Source organism: Enterococcus sp. DIV1059_2, from assembly GCF_051713685.1.
Lineage (GTDB): Bacteria > Bacillota > Bacilli > Lactobacillales > Enterococcaceae > Enterococcus_D > Enterococcus_D casseliflavus.
This window is the reverse complement of the sequence record NZ_JBIOQK010000002.1, coordinates 169,154-194,044: the sequence shown is the minus strand read 5'-3', so window position 1 is coordinate 194,044 and position 24,891 is coordinate 169,154. Positions and strand designations below refer to the sequence as shown.

At 35.4% G+C, this 24,891-nt stretch carries 7 protein-coding genes; all 7 read right to left on the bottom strand.

The window, feature by feature from the left end; genetic code table 11:
* Window positions 1–8: 8 nt before the first annotated feature.
* The 7 genes from IGI72_RS19075 to IGI72_RS19045 all read right to left on the bottom strand — a co-directional run bounded on the left by IGI72_RS19075 (window position 9) and on the right by IGI72_RS19045 (window position 24,878).
* Entirely contained in the window at window positions 9–5,348 is a 5,340-nt protein-coding gene (locus tag IGI72_RS19075) for a hypothetical protein (protein WP_438755348.1), read from the bottom strand.
* 88 nt (window positions 5,349–5,436) lie between these two features.
* Window positions 5,437–9,240: a hypothetical protein gene (locus tag IGI72_RS19070; RefSeq protein ID WP_438755347.1), complete on the bottom strand. Its 3,804-nt coding sequence runs from the start codon at window positions 9,238–9,240 to the stop codon at window positions 5,437–5,439.
* Between the two features lie 218 nt (window positions 9,241–9,458).
* Entirely contained in the window at window positions 9,459–13,874 is a 4,416-nt protein-coding gene (locus IGI72_RS19065) for a hypothetical protein (RefSeq protein WP_438755346.1), read from the bottom strand.
* Window positions 13,874–16,357 carry a hypothetical protein gene (locus IGI72_RS19060; RefSeq protein WP_438755345.1) on the bottom strand — a complete coding sequence of 828 codons (2,484 nt, stop codon included), beginning with the start codon at window positions 16,355–16,357 and terminating at the stop codon, window positions 13,874–13,876. Before IGI72_RS19060 ends, IGI72_RS19065 begins: the two co-directional genes overlap by 1 nt.
* Window positions 16,358–16,417: 60 nt before the next feature.
* Complete coding sequence (locus tag IGI72_RS19055) at window positions 16,418–17,242, bottom strand: replication initiation protein (RefSeq protein ID WP_086373419.1); 825 nt, start codon at window positions 17,240–17,242, stop codon at window positions 16,418–16,420.
* Between the two features lie 1,475 nt (window positions 17,243–18,717).
* Window positions 18,718–22,008, bottom strand: coding sequence for a LysM peptidoglycan-binding domain-containing protein (locus IGI72_RS19050; protein WP_438755344.1), 3,291 nt, complete (start codon window positions 22,006–22,008; stop codon window positions 18,718–18,720).
* A gap of 14 nt (window positions 22,009–22,022) precedes the next feature.
* Entirely contained in the window at window positions 22,023–24,878 is a 2,856-nt protein-coding gene (locus tag IGI72_RS19045; RefSeq protein ID WP_438755343.1) for a hypothetical protein, read from the bottom strand.
* Between the last annotated feature and the right edge of the window lie 13 nt (window positions 24,879–24,891).

The following is a 24,891-nucleotide window of genomic DNA, read 5'->3' as shown; positions in this document are numbered from 1 at the left end:
TCCTTCCTTTAAGCATTGCCGTCATATCTTACTACCGTGATTAACTCTTCACCTTTGAATTTCTCGATTTTATGATTTCCTACTTTGATAGAAGAAGAAATTTCCGCTGTATCAATTTGTAGCAAATTCCCGGTAATTGTTGCTATTGCGACGTTATCTTGCAAGAATTTCATATCTGTATTTGTTATATTGATTTTGAATTTGTTTTGTTTTTCGCCAATCGTCAAAAAGTTATTATCAAACATCATATACTTAGTTACATCAGCGATTACTCCAGTCGCATCAGAAAGTTTATCAGTAATATCAATCTGAAAATTGCCGGCATCAAGAGTAACTTCTGAAATTTTGGTATTGATAATATCTGAAGCCTCTTCTAAACCACTGATTTTGTCAGTCAATGCATCGACTGATTCTTTATCGGGTTTAGACTCTATGGTTTCTTTCCAATCTGAGAATTGTGTGGACTGAGAAACAGAAGCAAAAATTCCTTCTGGAGTTAATTTCATTAATGTCTCGTTAAATTGAGCCAGAGGTGCTGCATTAGGAACCCAGTTGTAATCAGTTGGATTATTCCCACCCACTAACGAAGTTCCTACGAATTGCATTTCTGCTTGGACTGGGTCATCTACAGGAGAAGGGGTATAAATGGTTCTAGAAAGACCTTCTTCCAACTTCAATTCTTTATATTGAACTGTATTAGTTGGAGTCGTAGCTGAATTGCTTCGAACTGCAATGACATTTAGAGATTGACGGCTCGCTGGAACCGTAAATGATACTGTAGAATAACCCTCTGTATTCGCTGAAATAGTATTTCCGAAATGGTCAGTATAAGTGCCTGTTCCATCTGCATTGACAAATGTTCTACACAAAATTCTGACATCGGCATCAGACGCTTTTAGGTAGACCGTACCTGTATATGTGTCTCCGGGAGTAACAGGCAGTGCTCTCCCATTAGTATTCGGGTCTACATAATCTCCCCAGTTAGTAAGACTATAAGATTGATATATTTCACTCGTACCTGTGAGGATATTTTCATTTGGATAGACTTTAGTGAAATGGAGGGTGCCGTCTTCACTATCTGAGTAAGCTTTTTGCACGATGCCTGAAGGATTTGGATTCCAATTGTAGTCAGCATAATTGTTACTATTAATTGGTGAGTATCCGATATATTTCATTTTTCCAGTTGGTTGGTCTTCAGAAGGTGATGGGGTATAAATCGAAGGAGTAGTAGAACGTTCTAGCTTAATTGACCGTTTTTTAACCTCAATCCATTGGGTATTATTTGTTAATATCCCAAAATAATTAACTGTTTCACTTCGAGACGGGAATGTCAGCCTTTGAGTATAGGTTTGCCAAGTTGTAGTTGAAGTTGCATTCACTGTTCCGAATGTGAGGTTGGCTCCACCACTCATAATAAAATATGGTGTGGCTGAACCAGTACCACGAAATTGGAAGCTGATTGTATACACTTCTCCTGCAGAAGGTTCGAATCCCAATTTTTGACCGATACCGGTTTGTGGTGTTCCAATCGCTGCAATTTTCTTTCCGTCAGCTGTAGATGTAAATGTTCCCCCACCAGCATTCCACATCGCTATCCAATCTTTTGCTGAAGTAAATGCGGTACCGGTCAATAAGTTATCGTTTGGAATAGTTCTTGTAAAATCAACACTTCCATCCGAACTATTGGAATAAGCAACATTCAATTTACTATCTTCTGGAGCCGCCGCCCATTCGGTTGGTATCGTTCCTTCGACTAACATAGGCGAGCTGATAAACACATCTCCCGAAGCTGTAGATGCAGATGCAAATGTTCTTCCTATAATTACTGTTTTAGGAGTAGCTGGTTGAGATTGAGTCCACCTCACCCAATATCTTTGCCATGTTGTAGTTAGGTTAAATTGTATTGTTCCATCAGCATTCGTAGATGTTTTACCTTGTGAGGTTTCTGCGAAGCTTGTAGTATTTGGACTATAAAAGTAACAAGCCATCGCCTGTCCATTAACTGATGATTTTGCATAGAAACTTAAAACATACTTTGGTTTATCCGTAATCACTGTTAGTCTTCTCGCATAAGGGTCTTTGTAAGCCGAATTATGTGCCGCATTTTTGAATACAGCATTACCATTTAAAAAGACCTCATCCGTCAATATCCCTGCAGCTTGAAGTCCTGCAGAAAAATCACCAGTATTACCGAGCAGATTTCGATTACTCGTTGATAAATTGTTGATGGAAGATACGACTCCAAGACTTATTTCATCTGCTTTTATACTTAATTGTGCATCTGTATAAGACTTAGCAGTGCTTAAAGCTGTCGTGATATCTGCTTGGTCTGCAATTTTTACCCATGCACTCCATGCTGTAGTACTCGTAGAAAATCGTTGGTAATTAGCTATGTCACAAAAAGCTGTCTGATTTATTTTTCCTCCAGAAGCATCGTTCCAAGGAACATCAGTTTCAAGTTTACAATATGTTCCAGTTGTCAAAGTATTCAATCCTAGAATAGCTAATGTCTTAAATTCCTCGACTTTTTGTTTTGGATACGTAGTTTGGTACCACTGAGGGCTTTGATTTACACTTCTTGTATCTTTTATTGTCTTGTCCAATAAAATTGAAGCGTCAATTGCTGACTGCTCTACTTTTCTAGAAACATTAAGATTAATCTCATCGGATTTTATTTTTAGCTGGGCATCGGAATATGTATTCGCTGTTGTAATCGCATTAGCTATGTCACTGTTAGCTACCCCTGTACCTTCATAGATATATAACTCTCTTAGTCTTACCGCTTTTCCAGGTTCAACATAAATACAAAAAGCTGTATTAGTTTTTACACGAATGGTTCCATCCATCCAGAATGGATTCTGATTAACTGTCTCACTTGAGATGTTTTCGCCACCTTGCGTTCCCATCTCAATGGTTCCGCTACCGCCACTGTTTACATTAGCTTTAACAGTATATGTTTTATTAGCTGCTAGAGAGTAAGGAGAAAGAATCCAGTAGGCTCTTGATTTTACTGTTCCAGTATTGTTTAGGACCATTCCACCTGAATCATATGTTACTGTTATCCCGGCTTCTGCAACAGGTTTTGGTGACTGTTTTGAGAAGGTAGGGTCTTGAAACATGTTAACTATTCTAGCTATATCTGTTTGGACATTCGCTACCGAAGTAGTTAGTCCCCTGACTCCTAAATTTATTTCGTCTGCTTTCAACCTTAACTGTGAATCAGAATACGATTTTGCAGTTAGAATGGCATCGCTTATTTTTGCATCATTATCCTCTGGTGCTTTTGTGTAGATAGTTGCTGCATTACCTAATTCAAACTTTATATTTTTTACAGAAGGAATTCGGCCTGAGTCATATGTCCCATAAAATGCTAACAGAGCTTTCGGGTCTGTAGTTGAGCCCGGCATTGGTCTGAAACTATAAGAATATCTAACATATTCGGTCGTAGCACTAATAGTCTTTGAACCAATTTGATACTTTGTTGCACTCCCGTTTTGGGAATAGACATTAATTGGTCCAGCAATCTGAGATTTTAAATCAAAAGATACTGTATAGTACTTGTCCATTCCATGCTTATCTATCAATGGAGCCATATCCCATGAAGGGTTATTTAAAAACTCGCTTTTTGAAGTTCTTTCAATGTCAGAATTTAAGAAGTAGTTAATCCCTAATGCTGTTGAAGTTTCTCTTAGACTAGACACTCCTGCTGTAATTTCATCTGCTTTAATTGTTAATTGTGAATCGGTATAAGATTTTGCCGTAATAGTTGAATTTTCAATAGCTTTGTCTACATCTTCTGGTGCTTGCGACCAATCGGTAGGCATGGTTGCAAATTCATACTTAATCTTTATGCCAGGGTCTTGGGTTGGGGTAGCAGCTACAACGGCACCTAGTCGGACATAGGCCGCAGTTGCTGGAATATCAATTATTTTAACTTGGTAATTTGAACCATCCAAAAATGGAAGTACAACATTAGAAATAAATTGCTGATTTGAATTAAAAAACGCCACTCTATTGGAATTCACTGAGTTTACGATTTTATTTGCATTCCAAACCTGATAAATTAATTTGGTATCTGCTTTGATTTCAAAAAGTTCTGGAATAATTCTATGTTGAGCGGTACTAGATACTACCGCTCCAGTTGTTGTCTCAACATACCCACTTACTGTTTTTGAGGTAGCCCAAATATTTCGACCACTTATAGCTATTTTCCCTAAAGATGAATCTACACTTTCTTTTACTTGTAGACTTATACTGTCATTAGCTATTTTAAATTTTGAATCGGTATAAGAAGTGTTTGTCGTAATCGCATTATTGACATCATCTCTAGTCGCTACTTGTGTTTTCGATGCTCCAATAGTCATACTTGAAACATTCATTGAAATATCACCAGTAGAAGGGTTAACAGAGAACACGTCTGTATTATTTTTCTTATTCGTAATTTTAAACCCGTTTGTAGAGTCTAAATAAATCTTAGATACAGTCGATTCTGCAACTAAACCAGTTGTAGTAATCTTGACTCCTCCGTAACTGGTATCTGGTAAAAGAATAGCTGTAGCTATTAAGTGTTCAGCTGTGATGGACCTTGCCTTAATTTTATTCCCAGTTATAGAGTCTGCTTCTATTTTCCCACCATCGATTGTTGTTTTTCCTGTAGTCTTCCATTCAGACACTGTTGAGTTTGCACTGGAAGCTTTCTGTGCTGTTTCATTCAAACTGTTAACCGTGGCATCATCAAAAGAAGAAAAAGTTACATGTCCGTTCAAATCTATTCTAGCTGCAGATAATTTTGCTGTTTCCTTAGATAAGTTGAATGATGCTATAATTTCATCTGCATTAACTTTGGATTCTACTTTAATTTCTAGGTTAGTAACATCAGAAGTAGTTGCTACTGGAACTGTCTGAATATTTAATGAAGATACATTTAGGCTGATATCTCCTGTCTCAGGGTTAATACTAAGGATGTCTATTGCAGACTTTTTGTTGGTAATCCGCATTCCCTCATGAGAATTTATTACTATCGTGTTTGTCAGGGAATCTAATGTTAAACCTCTCGTTGAAATTATGACTCCGCCATATTCTGTATCGGGAAGCAATATTGTTCCAGCTTTTAGGTGGTCTACAGTAATTTCTCCTGCTAGAATCTTGTCTCCTGTTATAGAATCCGAAACAATGTGTCTGGCGAGAATTGAATTTGCTGCAATCGCCCCGGCTGTCACACTATTTGTCATAATTCTTCCGCCATCAATAACAGTGCGACCATTTTCAGTTGATAGGACGATATCGATTCTTTCTTCGTTAAGAATATCTACAACAGTTTTTGAAATGCCATATATTTTGGCTTTCATGGCACACCCGCTTTCTAACTTTCTGCCAGAAACTTAAGCATTCTGATAGTGTTAGTCAATTAGAAAAACGAAAAAAGGACACAGATTACTATGTCCTTAAATCTAAATCTCCTATAACAAACGTGGACTCATTAAAGATAAACTCTAGCTTGTCATTCGGTTGTCCTAAATTGTGAGCAATCCATTTTTCTGAATCATTTAAATAGATAAAATAAATTTTCTCTTTTGTATTATCGTATACTATGTATCCTTTTACTTTAGGAGAATTTGTTAAATCAAGTTTTTGTTTAGGCACCTCAATACTAACACTTGAGTCCCAACTTCTTAACCTTCCGTTTATATCATGAAGTTCTTCTATGTAAGTTTCTCCGTTAATTTGAAGCCCACAGAAATATATACAGTTAGAGTTTATGGTGTTGAAGGTTGAATACCCCATTTTCATACCAATACTTACACTCGTTTTTTCAGCGAGAGTAGTCAAACTTCTTTGCGCTTCCTCAAGAGACTTATTAACTTCGTCAATTTTACTATCTGTTTCAGTCTTATTATAAATAGAATTAGATTCAGTAACTTCAATACGACCTTTTACAAAGACGTTCCCCTCTAAATCCGTATTAAAGATTGTTTCATTATCAATATTTCTTCTGATTAAAATACCTAGAGTAGGATTGACCGTAATTGTATTTCTAGGCGACCATACAGATAAACCATCAGTACCTGTAATTTTGACTTTCCCCTCATTAAGTAAATTAAAGGCTCCGCCTTTGATAGAGATACCATCTCCATCAATTGTTACTTCGCCAGTTTTAGCAGCAACTAATATACCTTCATCAGACAAAGTTATAATTTCTCCTTCGCCAAACTTGGTTCCGGAACCTATCTTGATATACTTTGCATCAATTCGGCCTGTAGTAACATTACTACCGTTAATCATTGTAGTTTCATTGGAACGATACCAACCTGGGTCCTTTTGATTAACCATAGCCCTTTCAACCTGAATTGCATCAAAATACACTTCAACATTAGCGTTTGATGTTCTGAGTAAAACATCAAGATACGGATAATCCGCTAGAGGCTCTATTGATAAAAACGGTCGAATGAATGAACTTCTACTTGTTGTATGAGTTGCTGACCACTCATCAATAAACTCTCCGTTCTGCTTGTATCTTCGTACACCTATCGATACTTGTGCACCAGACATAGAAGGAGAAGTGACGTAGGTACTTATAATATGGGAATCTTCAATACCAATAAGTATTTTACTAGAGTTTAGATTTTCATTTTCATTTAGAATTACAGTATTGTTCGCCGAATTCCCCATAATTAGGAGCGATTTTTCACCACTATATGGATATCTTTTAATAACTTGAGAGTTTTCTGCACCAGATAACACTCTTCCCGGCACTTTCCCTTCATCGCACTGTTCAAAAGAATCCAGACTATTTTTTATCAAGTTGTTCTGATAACCAACTAGTAATTTATCCCCTGTGATAGATGCTGAACGCAAATGTTCAGAGGTAATAGTTTCGGCTATAATTTTACTACCATGTAGCTCACTGATTTGGGCACTACCAATTGCACCCTCAGCAATTACTGCTGAACCTGCTACGATACAATTTGCGGCCAATTGAACTGCAGTAATTGCTCCAGTTGCGATGTGCTCTGTTGTTACCGCTTCAGAAGTAATATGCTTTGAAAAGATTTGTCCAGCCATGATGACTCGACTGTCTACAGCATCTTCTTGAATCTTTTCGTTAGATATTGCATTGTTTTTAATGCCTTCGTTATACACGCCAGAATGGTCGTAGAGGACGGTTGTTCCATCAGCCCCCATAACTACTAAACCGTACTTGTCTGATTGTCCCAATACTTCAGAGACATCTCCAATTTGAACTCTTTTCCGTCTAGTTCCTTCTACATCGACTTTGTCATATATTTTCATTGCATTATCTTGGATTTGTAGGTATCCTTCAGTGCCTGAAATAGTAACTAAACCTGTATCAATGGTACCTGCAGTTAATTTATTGGCACTAACATTAACAATATGTGCATTTATTATTGTTCCTTCTTGAATCAGAGCGCCATCCATGACAGCTTCCCCTACCATAGAGTTAATGGCTGTTATCAAATCTGTTTTTATGATTGCAGATTGTAAATACTGGGTCACTATGGATTGGAATGTACCATTAGTTATTTCAGCTGTCACAGCTTCGATTACAACGGCTTTAATATTGTCTGCTTGGAGATTATCTACTTCTAAGGTTTTTGCTCTTAAAACATCTGTGGTGATTATTAAAGATGTGACATAATCCAAGAAAGCTTCATAAGATGTAACTGAATTTGATGCTTCTACAAAAGCAGCAGTAATCGTCTCAGTTACGTTCGCTCTTTGAAAAGTCGCTTGTTCGGAGTTAATAACGGTGGATGTGATGGTGGTAGTATTGAGGTCTTCAATTTGTGCGTGTCTAACATTGATGTCTACAGAAGAGGAATTTACAGCAAGGACAACATTCCTTTGCATTTGCTCCTTTGAAATATCGCCTTCCAATTTTGAGGCAACAAGATTCTTAATTGAGTTATCAGATATCCTCTGGGTTTCAGTTGAATTAATGTCATTCTTTTTGTTGATAGCTTCAATGACATTTTCTTTCATGTTTGTCCATGGAATGTTTATCGGAAGTGAACCGCCATTCTCAGAATCAATCATTTTAGGGTCAATTTTTATTGTAGCTTCGGTATTTAGTAATTGGATAATTTTGTTTATATCATAACTAGATAGAGCTGCCGGTGAAAGTGTACCGTCTTTTATATATTTACCGAGCAGAGATTGGCTCATCCATTCAATATCGTTCATTTGAATTTTCATTCCATCAAATCGAATTGACATATCTTTGTTGATAACTAATTTTCCGCCTTTAATAACTCGTTCTATCGAATTATCAGTTGCAAATAAAATAGGGTCCTTCGTCTGCCATGAACCTAAATACTTAGGGAAGTTAAAAATCTTTTCTTCAGCAGTCTGACTAAATTCCCATGGGCCAAAATAGATTCCATCTAAACTGTAAATAAGTCCATACATTTGAGCATAGCTGTACTGGATTTGTGATTCTATCTGAGAAATACCTATTAAAGGAGAACCCATTTTTTTTCTAGCTTCTAGAAATGGTGCCATTTTTAAATCCATTTCAGAACCAAAATACTGTCTATTCCCATAATAAGCAAAATTTGGAATCATCAGAGTCGTATCAGGTCCCAGTGCAAGAGTTTCTTGTTCAGGATTATATTGCCCGGCTTTATTAGTCGAAAAAAGCTTTTCCCATTCAGATGAATGAATAACTATCTCTAATCCAAGGTTTCTAATCGCCGTAATGATTTCATTTTCTACCGAGCGGGTTGATTGAAATTTCCCGAAATTATATAAGACGATTCCATCGATTCCAGTAGATTGATATTGCTTTGAAATGGTTTCAGCATCAATATTTGAAAATTTATTTGTCCCTGTATCTACAGTAATAAAAGCTTTCGTTCCTTGAAGCTTTAGTTTTGGAATGAGTGTTGAAGTGAACTTGTGTGGGGATAGGGAGACTTGCGAATACCTAGAAAGTTTTTGAATAGTATTCGTGGTATCCGACAAAGGATATGTAGGATAAAAATAATTGTGTTCTGGAGTTTTTAATTCCTGGATTGAGGCTATATCATTTATTCTCTCATTGATTGTTTTGTTTCCCGAACTATACAGACCAATCGCTTGCTCAACTCTTTGAATTGCTTCTTGGAGTTGATTAATGTCTTCAGCCATAACATAATCGCCGTTAGTATCGCCCTCGTACTCAGCGTTTTTCTTAGGCAAAAATTCGGTATAACTTGATGGATAAATTAGTTCATCTGACATCCATCCACCTCCTAGTAACTATCTTTTTCTATGATTCCCATATGTCCATCGTAAGGAAGCCATTTTCTTTTATCTGAATCATAGTATTCGAGCACAAAAAATTTTAATTCAGGATTATCTCTATATGACCAAGAGACAGATGTGGTGTCTGTCTCTGAATCATATAAATGGACTAATCCACATAGTATATTACTATCCATTTAAAAACACTTCTTTCACTAATATTTGACATATTCAATGATAGGCATTGAACCAAATGCGACGTATTTTCTTACTATTCCTTCTACATCTTGTTCAGAGAATTGTCCTCCATTAGATTGAAGTACACTAGCAGGTATTGATAGAACCAATACGGAATTTCTGTAGTAAGCTAAACCATCAAAGGAGCCAATATCCCAAAATGCTGAGGTCTGTCCAACATATTTTTCTAGTTCCTCTTGAGAGATTTCTTCCTTAATTCCTCCGCCATACTTCCTAGCGTCCATTACGATTAAGTTTTCGACATTTGTATTCTCACGAACTTGAATATTTGCTAAAAGAATAGCTTCAACGTGAGTCTGCTTAACTTTTAGCCATTCTTTTTCTGACAGAGCATGTCTTAGACAGTTTTCTTCGACTTTCGTAATTTCATTAAAGGTAGATGTTGATGGAAGGAGATAGAGAAATATTTGTTTTCCTAGAAGTTTCTCAGTGGGGAGTTCAATGTAGGTAGTTAAACCTTCGATATCTTGTCGACAAGTATACGTGTGTCCAGTTGTGGGGTTTAAATCGAGGTGATGAAACACTTTGTTATCGTCATCATAGTAGCCTTTATACTCTAAGAAATCCTCTTTGTAGATGTACGAAACGTATATTTCATCTTGAAAAGAAATTTCTTTTTCGAGTCTTATTTTTCCTTTTCTAGTATCTGTGTCTGTGTATGATAATTCTTCTTCTAAGTAATACCCGTAATCAACGTATATACGTTGTCTGGTCTCTTCGAAAAAGATAACAGCTCCTTGCTCGTAATCAATATAATACTCTTTGGGAGATATGATAAATTCATTACCAACCTGTTGCCGATACAATCTAGGTTGGGGGAAAGTCATCCAATTTATATTTTTAGAATTGAAAGTAAAATAGTCTCTCGTAGTTAATAGCTCTTCTCCTACTTTCTCATTCACATACTTCCTTTTATATATTTTAAAGTTGTCATGCTTATAAGAAGCATAAAGGACTCCTGATGAAAGTATATTTTTAAAGCCAGTAGATAATTCTGAATCGTTGATTTCAACTAAACCATCTTCAAAGTTTATTTTGTATCCGGAATTTACAATTTTTTCTTCTGATGACTCCGATTCTTTCCAATAAATTGTTGGTAAGAAGTCTTTTCTCCACCAGTTATTTCTAGATTGAAAAATTATTCTAGAGTTGCTCGTAGCAATCAATTCTTCCTTGATTACAGTTTCTTCTCGGATTAAGAGAGGTTTTTTCTGTACTTCAATGGTTTTCCTATCTACGTATGTTGCTAGTTCTGCTTGTACTTTTCTTTCTCCAAACTCTGGATAGAACGCCTGCTTTTTATATTCGGGAATTGAGTATTCATGCTCCCCAATCAAATGTTCCGAATAATAATTTATGCGGCCAGCTTCGTTTAAATCTTTTAATTGACCGACATTCAACCCACTCTTGAAAAAGGACCCATTTGAAACTTGAAGATACCATCTATCTCTTTCATCGGTTGTTCCTGGGTATAATACGTTAATTTTGCGCCGTTCATTGAGCTGCAGGGAATATTTTCTACTTAACAGACGCAGTCCGTAAAAAGATGTTGATGCCCGCAATGATACCGTAGAGTGGTAACTATCATATTTTAAATCATCATAATTAATAAGAATGTTTCCGTCAGCACTATAATAATGCTTCTCGATTGAAGGGTCATAGAGCTCAATATTTATATATTTATTATCTTCTGTATCTAATAAAGAAATTTCATAATAAACCTTTGATTTATCGGCCCATTCTGCCCCATCATTCATGCTAGGGATTAATGATATTAGCTTATCTAACTCGACCATTTTTTGGTTCTTCGTAATAGTAAACCTGTGTCTTGCAACATTTCCGTATTTTTTTCTATATATAGCACCTTCGTTAGCCCAATGGTATACAATGGCTTTGACTTGTAAGTCTACAGTCACAGGTGTGTTCTCAAGAACAACGTTTTGATTGTCTTGATTCCATTGAGTTATATCAAGACCTTGTGGTTTCGGGTTTACAGCATAAGCATACAGCTCTTCCCTACCATCGCCATCTGGAGTCATCACTACACTATTGTTTAAGATTAGTTCTACTGAATCATAATAGGCTGTAAACGTACCTTCAGTTCCGTGGGCACCTAATCGTATATAAGCTTCTGTATCTGAGTTTAGAGTAAAAGGGATTGTGATTTGTTTCCAATGGAATCCAGTGGCTTCGTTAGGCGCTGCTGCTATCATCGTACCTGAACTATCATAAATACCAACACTACTTCCAATAGGAGTATTGTTTTGAGACGATGCTTTGGTCCAAACTTTCAAGACATAGTCTCCTGGAACCAAGCTTCCTAATTCATATTCCCAAAATGCTCTGGATGAGGCTATTTCAATTCCTAAAGCATAGTTCCCGTTCTTAATTTCTTTAGACTGTTGTGTAAATATAGAAGTAGCACCAGAAAATTTTATTGCGCTCCATGAAGGAATTGCGTTTTGATGAGTATTATTCCATGTATCAGTGCCAGATGTAGAAGTTTTCTCAAACTCATTGTTTTCAATAGGAACTTTACTGTCGTTCATAATTTCTACATGGTACATTCCTTCTGCTTTTTTCAGATACTGTGGAACGTAATCTAATAAGTTGTCTTTAACAGTTTTACTCAATATTTTTTTTGCTACAATCTGTGATTGATTGAAATCGTTGAGGTCATCAACATAAACAAGATTGCCATTCTCATCATTGTATTCCTTAATAAATAAGGAATCTCTATGATAAACATGTTCCTTAAAAATCGGTGTTTCAACGTATTTGTTTTCGACTATGTATAGAATATAATTAGTTATAAATTTCAGGGTCTCGGAATTACTAAATAGCACATCTAACATCAAGCCTGCATTTGAAACCACTAAGCGCCCATTATATTGTTTATTTGATTCAATTATGGATGGACCTTGACCGTTATGCTTTAAGTATATTTTCCAATCTTGAACATTTTCTCCGTCTAAGAAGTCAATTATTGAATTACTTTTACCAATCATGGATGGATTTGTTAAATTGTAATAGCGAGCTAAAAATGGTTCAGCATCTGGCTCATATGTTCGTGGGTTATCATTTTCTGTTTCACTAAAGTTGATGTTCCGTATAAACTTTATGCCCTCACTATTTATAGGCTTAAAGTTTAAATGATTTCCGTCTTGCGAAGCAGAATCCACGAGTAAAGTTCCGCCAGCCTCAAGAAACGAAATAAAAAATTCGTTATATTTAGACAAGTCCACTTTGCCTTGTCCCGACAAAATAATTAAATCATAATCAAGATAGTGTTCTTTTGGCATGTTTAAATCTGCTATCCAGTATTGGAAATTCGATTTATCGTTGTAGCCAGGACGTCTATGAGGATTGACAAAGGAAATTGATTTTGGAAAGAGAGTATTATCATAGAAAAGTTTCTTTCCAGCTCCAGAAATATTTACTTGATTAATAGTGCTTGTATTTAAGTAGACCAACCCAACTTTCATTTCATATGGATTAATCTCTGTCAAACGTGTTTGTAAGTTCGCTTTAATTTGATAGTCAAAAAAGTGAGCGGTTCTTTCTATGCTGTTAAACTCGTTTGAGGGATTAGGCGCATAAACTCTATATCCCCCAGCCTCGTCCCCTGATATAGAAAAGACTTTCTTACTCATCCGTTCTTGTTCCGATAAGTTAACAAGATTGTCTATGGGCACTTCTTCAAATATACTAGTGAAATTTAGATATTCTGTTGTAGCTATTTGTCTTTTACCATTCCAAAAAGGATAATGAAGCTCATAACTATTGTTTTCTGAATCAAAATCACTATAAATTACTATTCGGTAAGTAAAGGGTTCATTACCTTCCTTTATGAGTTTAATTTTATAGTGCTCGTCTGAAGTTAGTGCTTGACCGTTTTCTTTTGTAACAACTATGCTATTACCTCGATACAACAGTTGGGAATCATTTCCCGTGTGCACTTCTTCAAATCTTTTTGGACTACCCAAGACACTCCCGCCTGAATAGATATATACGTGAGATAGCCTTGCATCAAAAAGATTTCTCGAAGATGCTTCAAAATAAAGTGGTTCCTTAGAACCGCTAAAGACATTATATTCATCTGTAATATCAATATCTGACCTAGGAAATGTGTTTACTCCTTCTTGCGATTCAACCATAAGATTTTCTTTAGTAAAAACCTCATACTGGAACTTTTGTCCTGATGACAACTTGTTCTCTGGAATTTGTGATGTCAAATCGTTGATAAGTAGATTTTTTATAGGAGATGGAGTATCTGCTTGTACATAAGCTAAATTAGCTGCATTTCCAGGAAGGTTCTTCCCGACCCGCAGACTATACCCATTTTTTGTATTCATATGTGGCTTTGTAGGCATTAATTATCCCCCAATTCTTTCAATAACTGATTAACTCTAATATTTTCACTTTCACTGTATTGATTCGTTGCAAATATATCCAAGTCTTCTTTTGTTAATTGGCCATTTCCGTCGAAGTCTAGAGCTTCTAATACTTTAGCTGGAATAGAACTTCTTTCGAAATATCTTGATAGATATTCAAATCCCAAAGCAGTATCAGCCAAAACTAGAGTATTTCTGTTCTTAATGGAATTTGTAGTAGGCTTAAGAATAAGTGGTATTTGAATTCCTATTTTTTTTATTCTGTCATAAGCTACAACAAAAACTTTCTTTGTTTTTCTACCAGAGCTTGCGTACAAATAAGGAGAATAATATCTAAAATATAGTCTTCCAGCTGTATTTCTAGATTTCAAAGTATCATAGGAGATTATTGGACGAACATATCCTAGCTCTGCTCCAGTATTTCCTTTTTCATCTACAAGGAAAATATCTATATATGGAGATAGGACTTCATTCCCGTCTTCATCTATAGCCTCTACTATGACTTCCGCAGAATCAAGGCCATTAGCGTGGACCATATCACTAGTGACATTCATCCTAAAGCCGTTAACTTCTTGATTGTTTTGTACAATATACAAAAATCCTTTGTGACGTGGATTGACGATAGGATTTAGTTCAATTTCTTTAGATAATCGAGTTTTAGAGAATCTGTTGCCTTCTTGCACTACATTGATATTAGATTTTGGGTAATCACTAAACTTAATCTGATAACTATCTAAGGCAGATGTCTCGTTGAATTCAACCACAAAACTTCTTTCAAGTTGATATGTCACAGTCAGTACTTCTCCAAGTAAGTCTTCTGACTCTTGTTGACTTAGGGTTAAGAAGACTTGGTTTCCCTCTTGATAGAGAGGTTCTCCCACCAGCTCTCCGTCTTTCTTAGCTACAGTAATTTTGAAATTTGAATCCAAATTTTCATAGGCCAGAACTAGTTTGTAATCTCCTGTGTATTCAAATTCTTCTTTAGTGTATGTCTCGTATTTACCAGTTTCGTAATCAAAGAAATAATTCCTTCTTAAATCTCCTATATCATCACTTACTAAAATAGGACTACCATCAAGAGGAGCTAAAGAGTTTTCAATAAAAGGATTTTGTTTAAATTGCGTTTTCTTAGAAAAATCGATATATAGTAGAGACCCATTTTGAAGGTTTTGAAGAATATTATCAGAGCATTGCGAGTATATGAAGTTATCGGAAGAAATAAGAAGAGAAATGATTTCCCCCTTAAATAAAGGGGAACTATAGAAATCAATCAAGCCATAATCTTCGTTCATCGTGCCATTCATATTTTGGACTTCGTAAAAAGCGCCGTTATAGCCGACAGCGAGCTTATGGTTATTTTCCTCCCATGTCCAGGCCAAAATAAATTCACCCTGTTTTGAAGGAGCTGGAACTTCAATTTTTTTAGTTACTGCCTTTACTTTACCTGACAATAAACAAAAGGCATTGTTTTCGTAATACAAACTAAAGTTACCAACAGAGCATATTCCAAACGATTCTTGTATTTTTTCTATAACTATCTTTGTTACAAAAGACCCACTTCTACGGTTAATATTGTTTTTCGATGGAATAGTTAAAGTTGAGTTTCTCCTAGTTTCAGAAGTTTCTTTTGTAGGAACATAGTCATGTATTGTATCTCCCTGTTCTAACTGGAACTTGCTTATATAAGAAATACCTAGATTAGATTTAGAGAATCTAACTTCAATTAGTGCAGTAGCTTCAAATGAGAACGTAATATTTCCTGAACCTTTACTCTTTTTAATCAATAGATTAGGATTTTGAGAAATATCAACTACTTCGTAATTAGATTCTGTATCAGAATAATAAGAAAAAGAATAAACAGAGCCGACATTAAGGGCTAAAACCTTTGAGATATAAGCTTTAAAATTCTCATCATTTGGAGTGGGCAACTTTGAATCATTTCTAATTTCAAATCTATTCTCATCTTCCCTTACAAAAGTAAAATTTGCATTTGGAACAATCGACCATCCTGAAGTCTTAGGTTGACTGATATGGAAATTAGATATAGCTATAGGGGTGTAACCTACTAACCCTTCAAATAACGCATCGTTATATACTACATATAAATTGATGCCATTATTCTTGAAGATAAATGCTTTATTTTGATATTCTATCGAAATACTAGCCTTGTTGTTTTCAAACATTTTTGAAAAACTTTGTTTCATTAAAAGTTTAGTTTGTGATGGAGAAACATAAGAGAATTCAACTGTAGCTTCTGTATCAGAAATAAAAATAAACTTGGCTTCATAATACATCCGTTCATTAATCCACTTTGGGATGATAGAAGTTGTAAACGGATAAGAAATTTTAGTAATATCACATGTGATTAAGGTATTGTCTTTAAATTGTTTAGTGCTTGGGAAAACTATGTTAGTTAAAGTCATAAATGCACCGTCTTTCAGTAACTTTTCTAGATGAACCATAACCTTATAAGTTTCTGTTTGTCTATACAAAAAAAGCAGATATACTATATCTGCTTAGGCTTATATATCAAAATCAAGTTGAAGCTGAGTGGAATCATTTATCCTTTCTGCTTCTTTTAATTGTTTATCAAATGTGAATTTTATTTTATGCCATCTTCGTCTATCATTAGGGTCTTGAATTAACTCTACATCGAGATTCTTAAATATTTTCTTTCCTTTAGGTCCATCGCCTAGCTCTTCAATTGAACGATTAATTATTGTCTTTTTAATATCAGAAGCACTCATATTTGAAGCATTCATAAATTTGACGAAACTATCTCTATCGACTTCATATTCCCCAAGTTCCTTCGCAGCTTTTAGTTTTATATATAGTATCTTTGAGTAAACTCTTCTCAAACTAGCCAACTCAGACATTTCAAATGATGTATAATTTTTTAGTACATTCAAAATTAATGTACGTGCAGCATCATTTGCTTGAGCCATGGTTTCTTGCTTAACTTTATCTACTACAAATAGTTTAAAGAATGGAATAGAAATAAAGGCTTCATCATCATTGCGCCTGAACGTAACACTAGCTATTTTCTGCTGAGATTGGGCTAGCTGCTCATCATACTCTGCAATCGAAACGTTACTTCTGTCATTTGTGTACTTACGAATGAAACTATTCGGTACTTGTATGAAATCAGTACCCTCATCATTCATGATTCCGATAATGGCGTAGAAGGCATCGATTTCCTTAGCTGTAAAAGGAACAACTTTACTTCTACCCGTTCGTTCATCAGTAACCGTTCCTTCGAAGATGATATCAATCATCTGTTCTTGATATTTAATCTGAAGTTCATGATTTATCTTCTCAATAACAACGGCTTTTTGTTCAGAATGCATATAGGAATCCCTCCTTACATGTAAGAATATCGTAGAAACCCTAATAAATCAACTCCAAAACTACCCTTCTATTTTTAAAAAGACTTTTAAAAACTTTTTTATTTTAGGGGTTTCCAACTCTATTAGGATGTAGTAATATGCTAAACCACCCTTTTTATTGGCTTATTTTTACAATTTTGAGCCAAAATCTTATAAATCAGTTTTCTACCCATCTATTTCATCAATAAACGACTTATTCAGGTTTTTACCCTTCTATTTCAGTTTTTTACCCTTGTAATTCAGTTTTCTACCCTTACGATTCAGTTTTCTACCCCTATAAATTATACGGAAATAAAAAAACCAGTTTTTTACCCCTATAAATTTCAGTTTTTTACCCCTATAAATTCTAGATATATTGGTATGAATGCATTTATATAACTCATGAAATCCGAATATAAAACTGCAAACGATTTTAAATAACAGTAAAACAAAACATCTCAATTTAATGGAAAAACCTTTTAAATCCTAAAGTTGCCATTATATCAATGATTTAGGCACTTATCCACATGCTGATACTTCAAAATCTTTCAGTTACTAGACAAATTTATCCACATATCATAAACTATATATAACAAAAGAAAAAACACCTTAGCCGTCAACTAAGATGTTTTTATTGAGAGCATAATCATATATCCGTCTCCCCAGACAATCAATATGCTTTAATCTTTTGTAGTCAACAAAAGATACGCTCTAGTCTTTTTTGTGTACCCTAAGTATACGTCAATTCGTTTAAATTTACAATATTTAAACGTTTATTTGAGTAGCTTTTGTAACAAAATTTTAAGACTAGGCTGTATCAGAAAAATGTTTCTGATACTTTTTTTGTTGCAGAATTACCTAGTCAGTAAGGAAATTAAATAATGGTTTTCGTGAGGATACGCACGTTAAGAGTATCCAAGGGCAGGACATAGCGTTTCCTATTGTTCTGTTCGTCATGGGGTAAAGAATCACAAGCCCCTAGGACCATGACTGGTTCAAGGCTAAGTCAATTGACGGGTGATATGTCAAAGCGTGATAACATTTTGGTAGAGGTAGTAAAATCGATAGTATATGGTACGACTGTAGATACTCACAGACACAGAGCTGATGATTTTCTAGTAAGCGGCTGCTACTATTGAATGGCGTCAAGACAAATGATAAAAAGCGAAAGCTGAAGTTGGAGGGGCGTTTCTAAGCCAACTTTCTGTTAAACAGATAAACATTTGAGACTCAGTCTAAGTCAGGAAACAACGAACGTAGGGCCGCTCAGTCCTAGTTGGTTCTCTATAAAGAGGCAGACTTTCTCCCGGATTCACTGGGGAAAGTCTGCACTCACTTCGGACACCTTCTCGAGCCTTGTTGGAAAAACCGAAAACCAAAAAAAGTTATCCACAATCCGAATTATTTATTCTCATATTTTTGTTCCCATTTCTAACCCTGTTAATAACTTAAGTAAGTTAACACACTATTTCATATGAGGGTTCTACTAATTCTAATGTACTATTTTGAAGGAGGTTGGTTACTTCTTCTTGAAGATATAAACCAGTATCTGAGTATAAAACATTATTAATTATTGGTATTTCTTTATCTTGATATGTTTTACTTACTTGCTCGCTGAAGAGATAATACTCTTGGTCTTGCAAGTAGTAGAAGCCAGTATTGATTTCTGGATACCAGTTCCTTTTGGGATTTTCGTTATTCATAGTCGCATGGAGGAAACTCTTATTTCCATTAGTTTCAATATAAGTTTTAACCCATAAATCATCGTCTTCTACTACGTATTCAACATCAGTTAAGCTGGAGTTAAATCCTGAATATGAAGTTTTATTAGGAAGTTCAAGAATGTAATCTTGCGAAGGGGTAACTATTCCTTCAATTGTTTTTACATCTTCTGAACGCCAAAGTTTGTCATATCCAATAGATTCTTTATAGTCACTTGTCATAACTACTCTAATTGAATCAATAGTAGAGTATTGGAGTACAACTGTATACTTAGTTCCCATAGCAGGTTCTTTAGATAAATTATGATGAGTTGACCAATCGACATAATTATTTGTTAATTTATAATCGCCTGTTTCGGTTCCTGAAGCTGCAATAGAATGTGGAATATAATTGATTCCATTAGCATCAATTATGCTCAGAATTTTGTTTACTCCTGCATAAGGTAAAGGGTCTTGACCATTTTTTTCTGAACCACGAACTAAAGAAATAGTTATCGGTTCTGAATTGGTGTATGTATAACTTAATGGTTTTTCATCATCAGAACCTAAAGTAATAATATCATCTTTTAGTAATTGTTGGTCTTTACGCTTAACAGAATAAGGAATCAATTCAACTATGTAAGGATTTGTGTTATCAAAAATTGCTTCAGGGTTAATAGCAGGTAAACTAAAATTTGCTGGAATCGTTATAGATGACCCGACTACTAGAACTTCATTGTTGTTAGATTTTTGTAAATCATAAGAATCAATACCGTATTTTTTAGCAATTGAATCATAAGTGTCGCTATTTTTTACTACATAAGTTGATTCAACACCAGAAGTATATTTTACTTTTTGTGTTCTGATATATGGATGCTTTTTATCGTTTGCATTTATAAATCCAGTATATATTTTTTCCTCTGACGTCCAATCAGTATAAGAGAAGTCATCATCACTTGGTATTTCAGCAATTATATTGTCATTCGAAAGACTATTCCAAATAGATGAATCACTGTAGTAGTTAGATGATAGTTTAAAGCGCAGGTTCACTTTCAAATTAAGAGAAGTATTAGGGAATTTAACTTCTAAACCTTGAGGAAGTTTTCCATTATAAAGTCTTATGTTGGGATTAGACTGAACTAAGGTCGTTTCATTTTGACCATACATTTCAGCAAAATCTTTCCAAGTCATAGAAAAAGGAACCAGTTGATATTCGTCTGGCCATCCTGAAATGAATTTAAACCGATATTTTTTCCCGTCGATTAAATCTGGCGTGTAATTTGTAGGTAATTCTATAGATGTTGCATTAGGAAACTGTACAATACCTCCATCATAAGCATAGTGAAATACCAATCGGTTAGGGTCTACTTGTTGAGTAGAAGCAACTGGAGTATCGGCTATGGTGAGAGCCTTGACCTTTTCTATAAATGTATTATCAGTAGCAGATTTAACAACGACATTTCGATTGTTTGCCTCTGTCGTTTTTGATTGAAAATATAGCTCAAGTTGTCCTGGATATTTCGATTTATATTCGATAGATATTTTTCTTTCTGAAGAGGAAATTAGTATTCTGTTTTCAGGTAATATTTGAGCATTAGAGGGCCAGTTAAAATCTGAAGGGTTTACAGTAGCATGTGTAATGCTTTCTTGATTATCCATGATTGCAGATACCTCAGCATTATTTTCTTTACTAGTACTATAATTACTGTATTTCAAAGTTCCATACATATCTAGAAAATCTACAACAGGTGTTTGAGCATTAGCTACCCTTTCCATTTGAATACGGACGTAAAAATACTGGTTCTTGAAATTGGCTGGTAATGAGAACGTTCTATTTTTATTATTCGGAACATCTGTAATTGTTAATACAGGAGGAATTCCTTTTTCTAAATCATTTTTATTGATGTAGAACTCATATGTAATTTTAGTTCCAGCTGCTTGAAGTGGATAAAAAGATTGGTCATTCCAAGAATTCCAATGAGTATTTTTGGTATTTGCCAGACCGTATTGAGCAGGAGACATTTCCCAAGACATAAGTGATGATTGTTGAATGCCTTTTTTTAGTGCGATTCTGGACCAAGGAGTACCGTAGCTATTTTCTAAACTTGTCCTGTTTACTACATATGGAGCAGATTCTTCTTTCCAATAGGTTGCTTGAGAAACTTGGTCTTTGGTAGGAAATGTATTTTTTGTTGAGGTACTGCGAATTACGGTCTTACATTGAGGGTGTGTTGCTTCCTTCCACTCGACTCTTTTTGCCTTTTTGAAGGTTGTTCCAGCATTCCTTGCTGCGGATGCTAAATCTACTGCACAATACCACCAACCATCGTTAGCATATGTACTCGTATCTCCAGATGATACAGTAATGACATCTACTTCTGGAGTAACAGCTATATCCGAAGTAGCCAACGCCACTTTAGTTTGAACAAATCTCTGTTCACTAACAGATGTAGATGAGCCTGTCCATTCATTAGAAGAACCTATTTGCGTCATATGAATATCCTCATATTCGTTCCAAACTTTATTATCCTTCGAAGTTCTAGCAGCTAATTTAAAGCTTGTAACACGCCCCTTTAGACTCTCTAGTCGAAGTCTTTTCCCATCTGTATTTTTGACTTCAATGTAATACAAATCATAATTAAACTGTTGAACAAACTGAGCTGTTGTAGAAGTATCTATTGTTCCTTCGTAAACAACAGATTTATCTCTAGCTCTTGAAACTCTGATGGAGGCTGTAGAGTAGCCAGTTTTCGAATCGAATATTAAAGTTATCTTGTCAGTTGAAAGATAATATGAAGCGACTGCATTCATTTCTGCAGTAGTTAAATAATTGCCAGATACGGACCAAGATGAAGAAGTAGGCAATTTAGCCCACTCTTCATCTTTTCCGTAATAAATACATTCTGGAAGAGCAATTTTAACTTTGTAGTCAACAGTTCCTGTAAAGGGTTCGTCAGCATCTATAACCTCTGTAGTATAAACTCCTTCAAATGTGTTTGTGTAACCAAAGTATGCTGAACCAAATAAATGTTTCTTAAACTGAGCCATTTACTTCCACCTTTCTATTGGTCAAAATAGGTAACTGAGACTTTCAAATACTTGGTAAACCTCATATAAGCCTTGTCCATTCTGACTTTTTGTCCTTTATAATCTTTGTAGAGTCCAAATCCTGCTGCGTTTCCGTCTACTATTCTTGTTATAAGAGTCTTGGTATTCTTGTCAGTTATTTTAGAAATACCGTTCCTATCAATTTCTACTTCTGACTTCAAAGCCCCGAATACTCCAGGTCTTTCACCACTTCTTTTAGTTGATGTAACATTATGAGAAACCCAATGAATTGGATGTCCAGTACCCCATCCGTGATTGGTACCTTCTCGTTTCAATTCTATTGTTACAGATTGGATTCTTTTATTCTTTAGTGTGTTTCTAATATCAGCTGTATCTATAATATAGTAACCTGTATTTATTCCCCAAGCTTGGTCACTCCAAGACCAGTATCCTCCACCAGTACGCCATTTCCAGCCATATTCGTAGTAGTCAACCCATTCACCCTGAATAACTTCGTTCTCAGTTCTCCATCCTTTATTGTGGGAAGTTTTATACCCATAATAACTTTTGAATGTGTACCCTCCCCTATAAGTTTTAACTCCTTCTAATCCCCATGTTTTTGTTTTAGGGGTACGTTGTTTAGTTCTTATCTGGCACGACCCTTCTGTAAAGCCTGAAATGTTTACAGCTCTTACCGTAATTCTATGGGTTGTGTTTTCGTTTAAGTTCGAAATTCTAGCAGTTAATCCTGTAGTTTTTATGTATTGACTTTTCTTCTTAGCCTCATCGTAGCTATATCCATTATAAATCTCGTAATAATCTGCATGAGCTACAGCTTTCCATTGAACATTTACGAAATTATAATCTCCGGTCCCTGAAGGTGCAGGCTTTCCTGGTTTGGGAGCCTTATTATTCAATGTTACTTTGTTAGAGTAAGCCCATGCCGTCTCGAGACCGGAATTTAAATCTCGAGTTTTTACACGGTATTGTGCAGGACCATAGGTATTATAGGCCAAGGTCTGACTAGCTGTTAGGTTTTTAGTTACTGAAAGCTGAGTCCATTTCCCGCTATTAATTTGCCACTCTACCACGTATTCTTTGGGGCCAGCAGGAATTTTTACAGTAGATGGATAGGACTGATTCTGTGAGCCGATTTCACTGTAATTTCCACGTTTATCTATTGATTGTACTTCTGCAATAAGGTTTACTGGCTGAGTTAAAACATCAAACCACTTGTGCCAATTTAGGCTTAATTTATAGGATTTTGAGTCTGTCTTACTAAATTTCTTTACATCTTCGAAACTCCCAGCGGCTATTCTCAAGACATAAGATTCAATATCTTCTATCGTCCCATCAGAAAAAGAGATAGTTCCTTCAGCTGGAGTAATTGGTTGAACTGACCAATTAATAGTTACATTCGAGGTGAAGTTATCATTTGAAGATGCTGATACATTGACAGTATCGTACATTGTTGGTTGAGGCATTGAAATGGCTACTGAGGACTTGTCAGGACCCAATGTTTGAATGTAATCCAAAAAGTTTTTTATTTTCTCTAAATCAGATACACCTAAACTATCTTCGATGTCTGAAAGAAAATAGTTGTATCCGTTACCTAATTCTTTAACTGTAGCCAAGTGGTTTAAAACAGAAGAAATAATTTCCCAGTCATTTCTACTAGGTATAATCTCTCCGATAAACAGAGTGTTTACCTGAGAAATTAAATTTTGTTCGTTTTCTATCCCTGCACCAGCGTAGTCTTGGATTACTGAAATAAGATTTGTTTTCAGTTCATCAAAAAATATACTTTTGGACGGAACATCACCTTCGAGGATATTATCTGTCCACGATGTTTTTTTCTTAGATACAGGCAATGAAGCAATTATTAATTCTTGAGTTTTACTGGCAATAGCCATTTTGGCTCTTGTAGTGATAGCAGGAGCTTCTTTTGAGAAAGTTAATGTATTTGTACCAGGAGATAATAGAGATGCGTCAAAAGCGATATCAAAGCCAAAAGCTGAGTGTTCATATTCTGGAAATTTATCTTCCAAGTCGGGTCTACTTATACCAACTTCCATGAAAAATGGTTCTAGTTCGCCTATCTTACATCTCAGGTTTGTTGATGGGGTTTCAGATAGATAGTAGCCTGAGACAGTTATAGTATCCGACTCCTCAGCATTTTCAAGAGAGTTTGACTCAATTACAAGTTTTTCTTCTAGCATGCTTTTTCTGACATTGTATATAAGTGAGAAACTAGATTGACCAGAAGACACGAACTCTATTCTTAGGACATGATTTCCTTGTGAAATGTTAGAACCATCAAATGTGAAAGTCCACCCTGGCTCTGAATCCATATACTCTGGATTTGCTAAAGAAATTTTATTAGATTCGATGTTTAACGTTGCATCTCCGATTGGATTATCATCTAAATAAACTCGAACTCTTGATTTTGTTGATTTAGATAAGAACCATCCTGTCAAAGTATTACTGGCTTTTATTCCACCAAGGCCAATTCCCGTTGTCATATCTCCAGCCATCCCCGCCCCTTTTCTTGTTATAGCGAGAGTATGGGTTACTTGTCGGCCATTTTCATCTTCGAATAGAAATCTCAAGAGAATATCATCAGTTAAATTAAACGTATTGAAGACAAATTCAAATCCTGCATCAGGTTGATTGTATTCTGGATAAATCTCATGGATGTCTTCTCTGTGTATACCAGTAGTTAAATCGTAGGTTTTATTGTCTATAATAACTTGCTGCCTAACTAACCGTGGGGAGCTTAATGCCCACCCTGTAATAGTTAAGCTATTTCCAACAGATTGACCTGAATAAGGAGAGTCGATGGAAAACAATATTGGTAATTCTTCTTCCAATTTGCACTCCTCC

What these genes read in the sequence shown, in the direction of transcription:
- IGI72_RS19075 (WP_438755348.1), bottom strand. Translation starts at nt 5,348, where the DNA reads ATGAAAGCCAAAATATATGGCATTTCAAAAACTGTTGTAGATATTCTT.
- IGI72_RS19070 (WP_438755347.1), bottom strand. Translation starts at nt 9,240, where the DNA reads ATGTCAGATGAACTAATTTATCCATCAAGTTATACCGAATTTTTGCCT.
- IGI72_RS19065 (WP_438755346.1), bottom strand. Translation starts at nt 13,874, where the DNA reads ATGCCTACAAAGCCACATATGAATACAAAAAATGGGTATAGTCTGCGG.
- IGI72_RS19060 (WP_438755345.1), bottom strand. Translation starts at nt 16,357, where the DNA reads ATGGTTCATCTAGAAAAGTTACTGAAAGACGGTGCATTTATGACTTTA.
- IGI72_RS19055 (WP_086373419.1), bottom strand. Translation starts at nt 17,242, where the DNA reads ATGCATTCTGAACAAAAAGCCGTTGTTATTGAGAAGATAAATCATGAA.
- IGI72_RS19050 (WP_438755344.1), bottom strand. Translation starts at nt 22,008, where the DNA reads ATGGCTCAGTTTAAGAAACATTTATTTGGTTCAGCATACTTTGGTTAC.